Below are 13,102 nucleotides of genomic sequence, written 5' to 3'. Positions count from 1 at the left end.
CCAGGACACGGCGGAACCCTACCGGCGCACCGTGGCGGCGGCGGGGGCGCGGCGATAGGCGCAGTCGGGCATCCAGCAGCGGCGGCACTGGGTGAAGTAGTGGTCCACCCGCGCCTCGGGGCCGACGCCGACCAGGAAGGAGATGCTCTTGCCAGGGCTCATCACGCAGGAGTCATTGAGCGTCACGCCGATGGGCCCGCCGTGGCAGATGCGGAAGAGGGCCGCCTGTTCGGCCGTATCCCACCCGGCATAGCCCGGGCTGACCCGGTTCGTCACCTTGAGCCCGGCGGGAATCGCCGCCTGGCACAGGAGATCGTTGGCGTACTCGGCGAGACTCTCGACCGCCGCCGAGCCGACGCTGTCGAGCATGCCCGCCAGCGGCAGCTCACGTCGATCCCACAGATCGCGCACTCGCGCCTCGATTGCAGACCCCACGGTGCAGACGCCCGCGCCGATCGCCTCGAGCGAGCCCCAGAGCCTGCCGATCTCGGGGATATGGAGCCGCTGGCCGGCGGTTTCTATGACATCCGGTCCCTGCCCCGTCACGCGGCTGCCGCGGTAGACGACGCGGGGCTCGATCAGTGATTCGCCGAGCGCGAGCGCCTCGTCGAAGAGCGAGAGCACGGCGGCATCCGGGATATCGACGCCTTTCTTGTAGCCCTGGAAGCGCAAGACCTCGTCGCGGTCCACGCGCAGCGGGACATCCTGGAAGACGGCGGGGAAGGGCGAGCGGACGTCGAGCGCCGCGCTCACTTGCTGCGGCGGGAGCGCGCGACCTCGGCGATGAGGCGGATGTGGGCCGGATCCGAGCCGCAGCAGGCGCCGACGATGTTGCAGCCGGCGTCCAGCAGCGCCGGGTAGTCCTTGGCCATGGCCTCGGGCCCGAGCTCGTAGGTCGTGGTGTCGCCCTTGGTGATGGGCAGCCCCGCGTTGGGATACGCGATGAGCGGAGCGTCGGTCACCGCCCGCATCTCGCGGATGATGACGATCGCCCGGTCGGGGCCGCGGCCGCAGTTCATGCCGACGATGTCGGCGCCCGCGCCCAGCAGGCTCTTCGCCACGTCGGCCGGGCTCTCGCCCCACATGGTCCGGTCCCGATCGTGCATTTCCTCGTACTGGAAGAACATGGTCGCCATCACCGGCAGGTCGGCGACCGCCTTGCACGCCTTGATCGCGGCGGTGGCCTCCTGGGGGAACATCATGGTCTCGACGGCGAAGATGTCCACCCCGCCCTCGGCCAGCGCGAGGGCCTGCTCTTTAAAGGTGGCGACGTACTCCTCGTCGCTGGTGTCACCGAGGGGCTCGTACTCGACCGGCAGCCGGCTCGTCGGGCCGATCGAGCCCGCGACGTAGCCGCCGGGCGGGCAGACCGAGCGCGCCAGCCGCGCGCCTTTGTCGTTCAGCTCCCTCGTCCGGTCGCCGATCTGGTACTCGTTGAGCTTGAGCCGGGTGCCGCCAAAGGTGTTGGTCTCGACGAAGTCCGAGCCCGCGTCGAAGTAGCCCTTGTGGATGCCGCGGACGACCTCCGGGTGCGTGTCGTTCCAGAGCTCGGGGCAGGCGCCGTTGAGGAGCCCCGCCGCGAAGAGCGCCGTGCCGTAGCCGCCGTCGAAGACCAGGCGCTCTCCCGCCTTCGCGCGCTCGACGATCTCCCAGCCGCGCGGGCGCGCCATCAGGTCGCCACCGCCACGCCGAGGAGCTCCTTGGCGCGCACCACCGCAATGGTCGAGTCCCGCGCGTAGCCGTCGGCGCCGATCTCGTCGGCATAGGCCTGGCTTACGGGGGCGCCGCCGATCATCACCTTGACGCGGCCGCGGACGCCCGCCTTCTCCAGCGCGTCGATCGTGCGCTTCATGGCGGGCATGGTCGTGGTCATGAGCGCCGAGATGCCCACGATCTGCGCGCCGTGCTCCTCGACCGCCGCGACGAACTTCTCAGGCGAGACGTCGCGGCCGAGGTTGTGCACCTTGAAGCCCGCGCCCTCGAGCATCATGGCGACGAGGTTCTTGCCGATGTCGTGGAGGTCGCCCTGCGCCGTGCCGATGACGACCACGCCGAGCGACTGCTCGGCGCCGCCCGCCTTGGTGATGAGGGGCTTGAGGAGGTCGAGCCCGGCGTACATGGCGCGCGCCGAGAGCAGCACCTGGGGCACGTAGTACTCGTTGCGCCTGAACTTCTCGCCCACGACGTCCATGCCCGGGATCAGACCGCGAAAGATCAGCTCCTTGGGATCCATCTCGAGGGCGAGACCTTCCTGCGTCTTCCGGGCGACGGTGTCCTTGTCGCCCAGGATCACCGCCCTCGACATGATGGGGTAGTCGAAGTCGTCGTTCATGCCTCGTTCTGGCTTCCTTCTGGGACGTGACCGCGGGCGGACGTGACCGCGGGATACCCCGCCTTGACCCACTCGCGCATGCCGCCGGCTACATTGTACCAGTCGGACATTCCAGCCCGCTGGAGCGCGCTGATCACCGAGCTCGAGCGGAGGCCTCCTGCGCAGAGCACCGCCTTGGGGCGGTCGGCGGGAAGCTCACCCATGCGCTCGACGGCCTGGCCCATGGGCACGTTGACCGCTCCCGCGATGTGGCCCTCGTCCCACTCGAAGGGCTCACGCACGTCCACCACCACGAGCTCGGGCCGCTCTTCGCGCATGGTCGCCAGATCGTGCACGGTGATCTGCGGCACCCGTCCTTCCGGCAGCCCCTCGCTCTTCCAGTCCGTCATCCCGCGCTGGAGATACCCGGCGATGTCGTCCATGCCGGCGCGCCCCAGCCCCTGCACCGCGCGGGTGAGATCCGAGGGCCCCGTCGCCAGGAGCACGAAACGGCTGTCGGGCGGCGTCATCATCGCCACGCGGGCCGCGAAGGGGTTGCTCTCGATCCACACGTTGACGGCGCCGGGGATGTGCCCCTCGCCGTACTCCGCGGGGCTGCGCACGTCGAGCACGACCGCGCCCTTGGCCATGGCCTCGCGCGCCTGGGCGACCGACAGCGGCTCGGGATCACCCGACGATGGCAGCGCCTGCGAGCGGTTCTTGGCGATGATGCGGTCGAAGCCGGGCGGCTTGGGCGGCAGCCCGGTCATGAGCGCGCTCACGAAGGCGTCGGCCGTGTGGGCCTGGAGCGCCGGGTTGAATCGCCGCTCGAAGCCGATGGTGGAGCCGGGCTTGGAGGACATGGCGCGGCCACATGAAGATCCGGCGCCGTGGGCCGGGTAGACCTCGACGCTGTCGGGCAGCGTCAGCACGCGGGTCGTGAGGCTCTCGTAGAGGTTGGCGGCCGCGCGCTCGCCCCCGAAGTCGGGCCGTCCCACGTCGCCCACGAAGAGCGTGTCGCCCGTCAGGACGAACCACGGCTCCTCACCGCGCGAGAGATCGGTCACGAGGAGGCAGATGCTGTCGGGCGTGTGGCCCGGCGTGTGGATGACCTGGATGCGCACCGTGCCGATCCTGATCTCGTCCCCGTGGGCGATCGGCGCATGAGAAAAAGCCGCCTCTGCTGCTGGATGGATGTGGATGCGCGCGCCGGTCTTGGCCGCCAGGGCCTGGTTGCCCGAGAGGTGGTCGGCGTGGATGTGGGTGTCGACGATGCGGGTGAGGCTGAGATCCTTGCGTCGCGCCCAGGCAAGGTAGTCGTCCACGCGGTCCCGCCCGGGGTCCACGACGAGGGCCTCCCCCGCCTGGCCGCACCCGATCAGGTAGGCGATGCAGCCAGCGTCCTCGTTGACGATCTGCTGGAAGATCATCACCCGCATCTTCCCACACTGGCTCCGTGCTTCGCAAGGCCGCCCAAGATAAGGGCTCGAGCCCCGCCGATCTCACGCTGCTTGACCGCCCCTTCGCTGGTAGACTAAAATCGCGAAGTTTAAACTGACCCGATCGGAGGCCCCCAGGGGTCGCATGAAGATCAAGGTCCTCGGCTCGTACGGGAGCGAGGGGCAGGGACAGCGGCCAACGGCCCTCCTCGTGGACGATCGGGTCCTGGTGGATGCAGGCACGGTCGGCGGAGCCCTCTCCGCCGCCGAGCAGGTCACGGTCGAGTACGCCTTGATCAGCCACGCCCATTTCGACCACATCGCCGGGCTGTGCTTCCTCACCGACACGCTGGCCATGCTCGCCCCGGAGCGACAGGTGACGGCCTGCGGCCTTGGACCTGTGCTCGACAGCCTCCGCACCCACGTCTTCAACGACATCGTCTGGCCCAACTTCGCCAATATCCCGAACCCGAAGAACCCGGTGCTGGCCTTCCGTTCGTTGGCCGAGGAGGGCGAGGCGCGAGTGGGTGAGCTGTGGGTGACGCCGATCGAGGTCGAGCACACCATCCCGACCTCGGGCTTCATCGTCCACGACGGCGAGACGGGCTTCGTCTTCAGCGGCGACACGGGGCCGACACGGAAGATCTGGAAGGCGGCGCGGGAGATGCGCGGGCTCAAGGCGGTCATCGTCGAGACGTCATTTCCGAACCGCATGGACGGCCTGGCGAAGGCCTCTGGGCACCTGACGCCGGAGATGCTCAAGCGCGAGCTCGACAAGGCGCCGCCCGACGTGCCGGTATGGATCTACCACGTCAAGCCGCAGCTGTACCAGGAGACCGCTGAAGAGCTCGCCAAGATCGACTCCACCCGCATCCACATCCTCGAGCAGGGCAAGACCTACACGCTGTAGTCCTTACTGTTCCGCCGCAGTCGTCGCGATATTCCGCTGGGCCTGGATTCCGACCTCGAGCGCACTCCCATGTCAGGGGCCGGGAGCCGGGGGTGCCATCGGGAGCGAATCCGACGAGCCGTAGCGCGCCCCGAAGCGCAGGGCGCCTCCGCCGCGCGAGCCGTCCCCGCGAAGCGGGGCGGCGAGCGCACCCCCGTCTCGGGGGATGGGGGGCAGGCGGAGGCGCCCGAGCGAGGAGGCGCGTCTAGGCGAGGAGGTTGAGCGGACGAGGGCACCCCCGGCTCCCGGCCCCGGCCCAGCGGAAAGAGTTCTACCGAGACGCCGGAGCGAACAAAAACTCGGTCAGGTAGGCGTTGACGGCGGCCGCGTGCTCGATCTGGGGAAAGTGGCCGCAGCGGTCGAGCCAGCGCGGCTGCGCGACGCCGAGGCCGTCGGCGACCTGCCGCGCGTGGGCCAGCGGGACGACCCGGTCCTCCCGCCCGTGGACCACCAGCACGCCCCGGCCCAGGCGCGAGAGAGCGGCGCGGTACGCGTCCGCGTCCACCGTGAAGTCGCCCTTTGCCGAGCGCAGGAGCGAAAGATAGGCCGCGCGGCCGGCGCGGGACGCGCGCGCCGCGTACTCGTGCTCGACGAAGAAGCGGATCTCCTCGGCGTCGGGGTGGGCGAAGCAGCGCTCGAGTCCGGTCGCGCAGATGCCGGGAGTGATCAGGCTCGAGAGCATCTCGCCCAGTCCCGGCAGCGACAGCGTCCGGTAGATCCACGACGGGCGCAGGTGGAAGCCCGGCACGGCGGCCCCCAGGAAGGCGAGCCGCTCCACGCGCCCAGGGTGCTCGATGGCGAAGCGGGCGGCGACTGCGCCTCCGAGCGAATGGCCGACCAGTCTCACCGTGTCGACGCCGAGCCCGCGGAGGAGCCCGTGGAGCGCCTGGGCCAGGAAGTCCAGCGTGTACGCGCGCCGCGGCTTGCCCGAGCGGCCGAACCCCGGCAGGTCGAGCGCGATCACCCGTCCGTGGCGCGCCAGCTCTGGGATGTTGTGGCGCCACGACTCCGCGAACCCGCCGAGACCGTGGACAAGCACGGTGGCCGGCCCCCGCCCCTCTTCGAGATAGTGGAGCAGGAGCCCGTCGAGGTCGCCGCCTCTGAGCCGGATCTCGGACATGTCAGGAATCGAGCAGGCGCGTCAGCGACTCTCGGAGCGGGAAGAGGCTGAAGATGCCGCCGGTGTGGATGAAGCAGACGCGCTGGCCGAGCGCCTTGGGGTCGCGCTGGAGCGTGTCGAGGAGGCCGCCGAAGGCCTTGGCGGTATAGACGGGATCGAGGATGATCCCTTCCTCGCGCGCCAGGCTGATCAAGAGTGAGAGCTCGGCGTCGTCGACCCCCGCCCGTCCCGCGCCCTGATAGCCGTCGAGGAGGTGGATCGTCTTGGGCACGTCGATGGCGAAGCCGAAGCGGCCGACGGCCTTACCGATGGTGTCGGCGACGTAGCTGCGAACGTGGTCCGCCGAAAACGCGATCGGCACGCCGACGATCTCGGACGGCAGCCCCGCCAGCTGCTTGCCCATGAGGAGCCCCGCCTGGCTGCCGCCGCTGAACGCCGTGACCGCGATCGTGTCGAATCGCGGGGCGCCGTGGCTGATCTGCTCGGCCAGCTCGACGGCGCACTCGAGATAGCCCAGCGCGCCGATCTCGTTGGAGCCGCTCTCGGGGATGATGTACGGCTTGCCGCCGCGGCGGCGGACGTCCTCGGCGATAGCCTCGAGGGCGACGGGATAGCGCTTGAACTCCTCGTCGGTGAGATAGCGGACCTCGGCGCCGAGCACCCTGTTCAGGAGGAGGTTGCCGTCGTAGGCGGCGGGACGCTCTCCCTTCACCGCGACGACGGCCCGCAGCCCGAGCCGCGCGGCCACGGCCGAGACCGCGCGGCAGCAGTTGGACTGGAGCGTGCCGACGGTGATAAGGGTGTCGGCGCCCTGCGCCAAGGCGTCGCCGACCAGGAACTCGAGCTTGCGGATCTTGTTGCCGGACTCCAGCAGGCCCGTCAGATCGTCGCGCTTCATGTACAGCTCGACGCCCAGACGGCGCGACAGGCGTTCGAGCTTCATGATGGGCGTGGGCGCCAGGGCAAGCTCGATGCGCGCCGGGGGTTTCATACGCTCATCGTATCATCGCCCAGCCCTCGCCTCGTCATGCTCCTCGCCTGCGGAATCTTCTCAGCTCTCGGCTCGCGACGTACCGCCCCTCGCCTCGAACGGCGGGCCATGCCTCAGCTCGAACTACTTCTCACCCATGCTGCTTCTTCAAATCGGCGGCGATGGGGGCGAAGTCGTAAGACGGAAAAACCTGGTAGCGGAATGCGCCCCAGGCCTTCTGCTCCATGTACCGGTTGACGCTTCGGGCTTTGTCGGCCTCGACCTTGAGGTTGATCACGAAGCCGAAAGACATCGCCACGACCCAGGACACGAGTTCCGAGCCCTCCGGAGGGAAGTCGCGGTAGAAGCCCGTCTTCTTCAGGTGCGCCATGATCTCGTCGAGGGTCTTGGACTGGTCGTGGTGGAGCAGCACTGTCAGCATCACGTGGCCGGAATCGGGCATGCCATCCTCCTGGAGCGAGGTTAGGGAGCGGGAGCGCATCCGCAACGTAACATATAATGCGTCGGTGACCCGCCCGCCGGAGAGCCTGGCGAATCCGCGTCTTTGGCTCGCCTTCACCACCATGCTCCTGGTTTCGGGCTTTCCCAACGTCTTCGTCCTGTTCCTGCCGGCGCTCCTGGCCGAGTTCCACGCCTCCCGCGCGACAACAGCCCTGCCGATGTCCTTCATGTGGCTCGGAGGCGCGGCGCTGGGCCCTGTGGCGGGTTGGCTCGTGGCGCGGCGCAATCCCCGCTTGGTGATCATCGTCGGCCTCCTCGCCGCGGCGGCCGGGTTGGGCGCCGGCATCGCGGCCCCGACCTTGCCTATCCTCGTGGCGTCGGTCGGCATAGCGGGCGGCGTGGGCCTCGGCCTCACGAGCCTCTCAGCCCAGGCCACCCTGCTGGCCGACACGTACAGCCGCCGTCGCGGCGTGGCGATGGGCATAGCGTTCTCGGGCTCGATGGCGGCCTATGTCGTGGGCCCGCTCACCCAGCGCGTCATCGCTGCCTTCGGCTGGCGGGCCGCTTTCGCCTGCTACGCGGCCGCGGTCCTGGCGCTGGTCCCCGTGGCGTGGCGCGTCCTGCCGACGCGGCTGGGCGGGGTCGCCAGGGCTTCGGAACCCTCGCGCGCCTTTTCCCCCCTGAGCCGCCCGTCGGCCGGATCGTACTCTCCGTGCCCTTCTGGAGCCTTCTCGTGGTCTTCACCGTGCCGCCGCTCTTCGGCTATCTCGCCACGACCCAGCACGCCCTCTACTTCCCGGCGCGCGGCATCTCGCCGGAGGAGGCCTCGGTGATGCTCGGAATCGGCGGAGTGCTGGCGGCAAGCGGACGCGTGCTTGCGGGCATCCTGGCGGACCGCTTCGGGGCGCCCGTGGCCGGGCTCGTCTCATTCAGCGTGTCGGTGACCGGCGTGCTCTGCCTGCTCGCGATGGAGACGTGGCCGGCCCGCCTCTTCGCCTACGGCTACGTGCTGTTCCTCTTCATGCCGCTCGGCTCCCGGGCGACCATCGTCTCGGTCCTCCTGAGTCGCATCGCCGGACCGCGGAACTACGGGCCGGTCTTCGGCTTAATCGGCATCGGCAACAGCCTGGGAGCGGCGGCGGGACCGTGGCTCTCGGGCGCGATCTTCGACCGCACCCACTCGTACCTGACGCTCTACCTCACCACGCTCGGCTTCGCCGCGGCCGGGCTCTGCGCGCTTGCGGTCTTCCTGCTGACATCGCGCCAGCGCGGCTGAAGCGCGGCGACGCTCAGCCGACTTTCTTCGCGACGGCGGCGTACCCGTCCAGGAGCGGCAGCACCGTGTCCGCGGTCGCCGATGGGACGAAGAAGACCACGCGCGCCACGCCCGCGTCGCGCAGGCCGGCCAGCTTGTCCGCGTCCGGCGGGACGCCGAAGATGGACACGGTCACGGCCGCCGGGTCGCGCCCGGCCTTCTCGGCCCGGGCGCGGAAGTCCGCCATGGACTCGGCGATCGGCTCGCTGTAAGCCCGGCCGCCGATGGGCATCCAGTGGCCGTCGAAGTCCGCGGCGCGCTGTCGCGCGTGCGGGCCGGCGCCACCCATGAGGATGGGCGGGTACGGCTTCTGGACGGGCTTGGGGTAGGACCACAGCTTGTCGAAGTTGACGTACTTGCCGTGGAACTCGACTTCATCCTGGGTCCAGATCGCCTTCATGGCCGCGATCCGCTCGCGCAGGATCTTCCAGCGCTCGGCAAACGGGGTGCCGTGGTGCTCCATCTCCTCCGCGTTCCAGCCTCCGCCGATCCCGAAGAGCACGCGGCCGCGCGAGATGTGGTCGAGGCTCGCCACTTCCTTGGCGAGCGTGATGGGATCGCGCTCGATGACGAGGCAGATACCGGTGCCGAGCATGAGGGTCTTGGTCACCGCGGCGGCGGCGCCGAGGGCCACGAAGGGATCGAGCGTGTGCCAGTACTCGCGCGGCAGGTCGGCGCCGGCGGGCCACGGGCTTTTGCGGCTCGCCGGGATGTGGGTGTGCTCGGGCAGCCACAGCGACTCGAAGCCGCGCGCCTCGAGCTCGCGCGCGAGCGCATCGGCCTGGATAGCATAGTCCGTCGGAAACATCGCGATGCCGTACTTCATCGGCTTATCCTCCGAGATCGAGGGGGGTGTAGTACGGGCGGCCGGCGAGGGCTGCGACCTCTTTCTGGAAATTCGTGCCGTAGAATTTCTCGGCGTCGGTCAGCGCCCAGGCCTGGCGCTTGAAGCACCACGACTCCGGCTGGAGCGCCTGCGCGCGCTTGAACAGAGGCACGGCCGCCTCGGGGTGGCCGGTCTCGTGGAGGTGCTCGGCGAGGCGGAAGGTGGCGGCAGCCAGCGCGTGCTCGGCGGTCGGCACCGACAGGCGTCGGCGCCGCTCCTTCGCGGCGGGCACGTACGGGCTCTGCGGGCCCCGCAGAGCCCAATCGCGCACGGCCTCCAGGTACCGCGTCATGTCGAACTTCGTGTACTCGATCCAGCGGTTGTCGGCGAAGGCCGTCTCATTGGGGCGGACGATGCGCCCCTCCTCGTCGATCCAGACGGCCGTCGGTACGTTGACCATGTTGTAGGCCCGCGCGACTTCATAGTGGGCGTCGATCAGCGACGGATGAGTGGGGTTGGCGGCGAGGATGAACTCCCCGGCCGCGGCGGCGCCCGCGCTGTCCAGCGCCACCGTGATGACGGTCAAGCCCTTGGGCTCGAGTAGGGCGTGCAGCGCCTGCCACCCGGGCAGGTCGAAGCGGCACCCTCACCACGAAGCCCAGGCAAGCAGGAAGACCTTGCGGCCACGGAAAGACGAGAGCGCGTGCATCCGCCCGTCGAGGTCGGGAAGCGTGAAGTCGGGCGCGTCGAGAGCCAGCAGCCGGTCCGCCACGTCCTCGGCCGCTAGGCCGATGGACCAGGCGGCGTGCTCGGGGCTCGCGGCCACGGGCTGGCCCATGTGGCGCGAGAGCCCGCTTACGTCCACGCGGACATCCGCGCCCCGGCCGCGCATCCACGACGCTCCCGGCGGCACCGGAACACAGAGCGGACCGCGGCAGAGCCCCTCCGGCTTCAATTCCCAGCCCCCGGCCTTGGCGAGCTCGGCGGGCGCCAGCCACAACGCTTCCGCGTCGGCCTCGCCCGTGACGGCGACTTTGCCTGCTGGGAAGAGGATCGTGGCGGTCGCCGCGGCCATGGACGCTAGCGCGGCTTCTGCCGGGAGAGGTACGCCGCGAGCGCCTCGGCCTCGCGCTGCTGAAAGGCCACCGCCACGCGGAGCTGCTCGAGATACTGCTGGAGCGTCCTGCCGCCGAGATCGATCTTGTTGTCGGCGAAGAACGCGCGCACGTCCTGCTCCCACTCGGGGCTCACGAGCGCGGGCACGCCCTCGTACATGCGGCGGTACGCGCTCTCCGGATACTGCCGCGCCATGACCTCCCAGTGTCCCTTGACGAAGTCCCACGCCAGCCCGCGCGCGTACACGCTCGTCAGCAGGGTCCGGATCAGGAAAGGCGCGTCCTGGCTCCGCACCTCGCCGTTCACGGTCATCTCGAGCGTCTGCCGCAAGAGATCCGGCTGGCGGAAGCCGGCCAGCGCGTAGAGGTACCGCTGCTCTTCCTGCGGCGTGCGGGCACGCTTGAAGCGGTCGCGGAACTCCGCATACTCGCCCTCCCCGCCCGATGCGGCCAGGATGGCGATGACGGCAGGCAGCACGTTGGCGTCCACGGATCCTTCGTCCTCGCGGTAGCGGGCGTAGGCGACGCGCGCGCGCGCCTGCACCGCCGGGTCGTTCCCGAGCGTGCCGAGCGCGCGCAGGAGATCCCCGCGCAGCTGCCTGTCCAGCTCGGTCTCCTCCTCCTGCGGCTCCCAGCCGATGAGAGCCGCGGCCTCCGCCACGCGATGCCGCACGAGCGCCTCGAGCGCTCTGCGCTGGTCGTCAGCGATCACGCGGTTGACGTAGGCGAGCGAGGAGGTCAGCGCGGTCCAGACGTTGCGGTCGGTTTCGGCGGTGAAGCGGGCCGTCAGGTCGAAAAAATCCGCGGAGGGCATGAGCCCGGCCTGGACCAGCGCGAAGCTGTCGCTCAGAAGGTTGAAGCGCTCGATCGGCGCGATCTTGGCGACGGCGCCGGCAAGCTTCTTGAGGAGCGCGGGAGCGTACCGCACGCGGTAGAAGCCGGTGCCGCCGGAGTTGCCCACGACCCAGTCCGCCTTGGCCGGCAGCGCGACGGCCGCCGCGTCGCCGTCGAGCAGCAGCCGCCGCTCAACGTAGCCGTGCTTGACGGAGGCGCGCAGCACGACCGGGATGCGCCAGCGCTGCCCGCCGTCGGCCTCACCGCCCAGGTAGCTGAAGCGGCGCTGCGAGACCTTGAACCCCGTGCCGTCGGGCTCGACGGTGATGAGCGGATAGCCCGGCTTGAAGATCCAGCCGTCCATGACCGCGGGTATGGGCTGGCGGGCCGCGTCCCCGAGCGCCTTCCAGAGATCGGTGGTCTCGGCGTTCGCGTACCGGTGCCGCTCGAGGTAGAGGCGGACACCATCGCGGAAGACGTCGGCGCCCAGGTGCTGTTCGAGCATCCGCAGCACGGACGCGCCCTTCTCGTACGTGAGGAGGTCGAACATGGCGACGCAGTCGTGCGGGTTGCGCACCTCGAACTCGATGGGCCGCGTCGCCTCGAGACCGTCCACGCCCATGGCCGCGGCGCGCGAGACGCCGAAGGTGACCCAGCGCTTCCACTCGGGCTTCCAGGCGTCCACCGCCACCAGCTCCATGAAGGTGGCGAAGGCCTCGTTGAGCCAGATGCCGTTCCACCACGTCATGGTCACCAGGTCGCCGAACCACATGTGGGCGACCTCGTGCGCGACCACGTCCGCGATGCGCTCGAGCTCGGAGTGCGAGGCCGCCGCCTCGTCCACGAGCAGCGCGTTCTCGCGAAAAGTGATGGCGCCCAGGTTCTCCATGGCGCCGGCGGCGAAGTCCGGGATGGCGAGGAGATCGACCTTGTCGCCCGGGTACGGCAGCCCGTAATAGCGCTCGAAGAAGTCGAGCGAGAAGGCGCCGATCTCGAGCGCGAAGCGCGCGAGGTGCTTCTTGCCCGGCACGCACCAGACCCGGAGCGGCGTCTGCCCGACCATGACCGTCTCCGTCGCCTCCAGCTCGCCGACCACGAAGGCCACGAGATAGGTGGACATTCTGATGCTGTCGGCGAACGCGACACGCTTGCGCCCGTCGCCGAGCGGCTCTTCCCTGACCACCGCGGTGTTCGAGACCGCGGCCAGGTTCCCGGCCACCACCAGCGTGACGCCGAAGACCGCCTTGAACGCGGGCTCGTCCCAGCACGGGAAGCCCCGTCTCGCGTCGGTGGCTTCGAACTGCGTGGCGGCGAGGGTGTGCGGCTGGCCCGCGGCGTCCTTGTACGTGCTCCGGTAGAAGCCGTGGAGCCGATCGTTCAACGTTCCAGTGAACCGGAGGGTCAGCCGCCACTCCCCCGGCGCGATCGCCGCGGGGAAGACGAGCCGGGCGCGCTCGGCCGCCTCGTCCAGGGTGATGGAGCCGTGGATGGGCACGCCGCCCTCCCGGGCGACCGACGCGCTCTGGATCAGGAGCTCGGCCGCGTTGAGCGTGATCTCGGTGAGCGTCGTCTCGACGTCCACCGTGATGACGGCCTCGCCCAAGAAGGTGGCGGCCGCCAGGTCGGGCTCGAGCCTGAGATCGTAGCGCTTGGGCACCACGGTCGTGGGCAGGCGGTAGTCCATGCCCGCAGATATTACCACCGTCGCGGCGCGGTGACACTTGACATCCCTTCGCCCCCGGCGCGACACTCACCGGGTCC

At 69.8% G+C, this 13,102-nt stretch carries 13 protein-coding genes; 3 read left to right on the top strand and 10 right to left on the bottom strand.

The features are described from left to right. Positions 1-18: 18 nt before the first annotated feature. From Q7W02_11900 to Q7W02_11885, 4 genes are read right to left on the bottom strand one after another with little or no spacing between them, the layout of a single operon-like run. Complete coding sequence (locus tag Q7W02_11900; GenBank protein ID MDO8476868.1) at positions 19-753, bottom strand: vitamin B12 dependent-methionine synthase activation domain-containing protein; 735 nt, start codon at positions 751-753, stop codon at positions 19-21. Continuing rightward, positions 750-1,670, bottom strand: a complete 921-nt coding sequence (locus Q7W02_11895) for a homocysteine S-methyltransferase family protein (GenBank protein MDO8476867.1) — start codon at positions 1,668-1,670, stop codon at positions 750-752. Before Q7W02_11895 ends, Q7W02_11900 begins: the two co-directional genes overlap by 4 nt. Continuing rightward, positions 1,670-2,332: a corrinoid protein gene (locus Q7W02_11890; protein MDO8476866.1), complete on the bottom strand. Its 663-nt coding sequence runs from the start codon at positions 2,330-2,332 to the stop codon at positions 1,670-1,672. The genes Q7W02_11895 and Q7W02_11890 overlap by 1 nt, the downstream gene beginning before the upstream one ends. Continuing rightward, positions 2,329-3,741, bottom strand: coding sequence for a rhodanese-like domain-containing protein (locus tag Q7W02_11885; protein MDO8476865.1), 1,413 nt, complete (start codon positions 3,739-3,741; stop codon positions 2,329-2,331). Before Q7W02_11885 ends, Q7W02_11890 begins: the two co-directional genes overlap by 4 nt. Before the next feature lie 154 nt (positions 3,742-3,895). Here Q7W02_11885 and Q7W02_11880 point away from each other — a divergent pair, with 154 nt between their 5' ends. Beyond that, positions 3,896-4,660 carry a 3',5'-cyclic-nucleotide phosphodiesterase gene (locus Q7W02_11880; protein MDO8476864.1) on the top strand — a complete coding sequence of 255 codons (765 nt, stop codon included), beginning with the start codon at positions 3,896-3,898 and terminating at the stop codon, positions 4,658-4,660. A gap of 310 nt (positions 4,661-4,970) precedes the next feature. Here Q7W02_11880 and Q7W02_11875 read toward each other — a convergent pair whose 3' ends face one another. The 3 genes from Q7W02_11875 to Q7W02_11865 all read right to left on the bottom strand — a co-directional run bounded on the left by Q7W02_11875 (position 4,971) and on the right by Q7W02_11865 (position 7,252). After that, complete coding sequence (locus tag Q7W02_11875) at positions 4,971-5,819, bottom strand: alpha/beta fold hydrolase (protein ID MDO8476863.1); 849 nt, start codon at positions 5,817-5,819, stop codon at positions 4,971-4,973. Between the two features lies 1 nt (position 5,820). Beyond that, entirely contained in the window at positions 5,821-6,810 is a 990-nt protein-coding gene (locus Q7W02_11870; GenBank protein MDO8476862.1) for a D-cysteine desulfhydrase family protein, read from the bottom strand. 130 nt (positions 6,811-6,940) lie between these two features. Beyond that, positions 6,941-7,252 carry a hypothetical protein gene (locus Q7W02_11865; protein ID MDO8476861.1) on the bottom strand — a complete coding sequence of 104 codons (312 nt, stop codon included), beginning with the start codon at positions 7,250-7,252 and terminating at the stop codon, positions 6,941-6,943. 64 nt (positions 7,253-7,316) lie between these two features. On the opposite strand from Q7W02_11865, the gene Q7W02_11860 reads away from it, so the two are divergent. Together Q7W02_11860 and Q7W02_11855 are read left to right on the top strand one after the other, a co-directional pair. Next, entirely contained in the window at positions 7,317-8,084 is a 768-nt protein-coding gene (locus Q7W02_11860; protein ID MDO8476860.1) for an MFS transporter, read from the top strand. Further along, positions 7,997-8,527, top strand: a complete 531-nt coding sequence (locus Q7W02_11855) for an MFS transporter (GenBank protein ID MDO8476859.1) — start codon at positions 7,997-7,999, stop codon at positions 8,525-8,527. The genes Q7W02_11860 and Q7W02_11855 overlap by 88 nt, the downstream gene beginning before the upstream one ends. A gap of 13 nt (positions 8,528-8,540) precedes the next feature. Here the strand turns inward: Q7W02_11855 and Q7W02_11850 are convergent, their stop codons facing one another. The 3 genes from Q7W02_11850 to Q7W02_11840 are packed head-to-tail and all read right to left on the bottom strand — an operon-like array spanning position 8,541 to position 13,025. Continuing rightward, positions 8,541-9,392, bottom strand: a complete 852-nt coding sequence (locus Q7W02_11850) for an LLM class F420-dependent oxidoreductase (protein ID MDO8476858.1) — start codon at positions 9,390-9,392, stop codon at positions 8,541-8,543. Positions 9,393-9,396: 4 nt separating this feature from the next. Then, positions 9,397-10,467 carry a redoxin family protein gene (locus tag Q7W02_11845; GenBank protein ID MDO8476857.1) on the bottom strand — a complete coding sequence of 357 codons (1,071 nt, stop codon included), beginning with the start codon at positions 10,465-10,467 and terminating at the stop codon, positions 9,397-9,399. A gap of 5 nt (positions 10,468-10,472) precedes the next feature. After that, positions 10,473-13,025, bottom strand: a complete 2,553-nt coding sequence (locus tag Q7W02_11840; protein MDO8476856.1) for a M1 family metallopeptidase — start codon at positions 13,023-13,025, stop codon at positions 10,473-10,475. Positions 13,026-13,102 lie beyond the last annotated feature (77 nt).

It is taken from the genome of Candidatus Rokuibacteriota bacterium (genome assembly GCA_030647435.1).
GTDB lineage: Bacteria > Methylomirabilota > Methylomirabilia > Rokubacteriales > CSP1-6 > AR37.
Note: the sequence above shows the minus strand (reverse complement) of the source record. Positions and strands in the feature narration are given on the sequence as shown.

Bases quoted from the DNA above. Each gene is read 5' to 3' on its own strand.
- Q7W02_11895 (MDO8476867.1), bottom strand. From the start codon at position 1,670: ATGGCGCGCCCGCGCGGCTGGGAGATCGTCGAGCGCGCGAAGGCGGGA.
- Q7W02_11890 (MDO8476866.1), bottom strand. From the start codon at position 2,332: ATGAACGACGACTTCGACTACCCCATCATGTCGAGGGCGGTGATCCTG.
- Q7W02_11885 (MDO8476865.1), bottom strand. From the start codon at position 3,741: ATGATCTTCCAGCAGATCGTCAACGAGGACGCTGGCTGCATCGCCTAC.
- Q7W02_11880 (MDO8476864.1), top strand. From the start codon at position 3,896: ATGAAGATCAAGGTCCTCGGCTCGTACGGGAGCGAGGGGCAGGGACAG.
- Q7W02_11875 (MDO8476863.1), bottom strand. From the start codon at position 5,819: ATGTCCGAGATCCGGCTCAGAGGCGGCGACCTCGACGGGCTCCTGCTC.
- Q7W02_11870 (MDO8476862.1), bottom strand. From the start codon at position 6,810: ATGAAACCCCCGGCGCGCATCGAGCTTGCCCTGGCGCCCACGCCCATC.
- Q7W02_11865 (MDO8476861.1), bottom strand. From the start codon at position 7,252: ATGCCCGATTCCGGCCACGTGATGCTGACAGTGCTGCTCCACCACGAC.
- Q7W02_11850 (MDO8476858.1), bottom strand. From the start codon at position 9,392: ATGAAGTACGGCATCGCGATGTTTCCGACGGACTATGCTATCCAGGCC.
- Q7W02_11840 (MDO8476856.1), bottom strand. From the start codon at position 13,025: ATGGACTACCGCCTGCCCACGACCGTGGTGCCCAAGCGCTACGATCTC.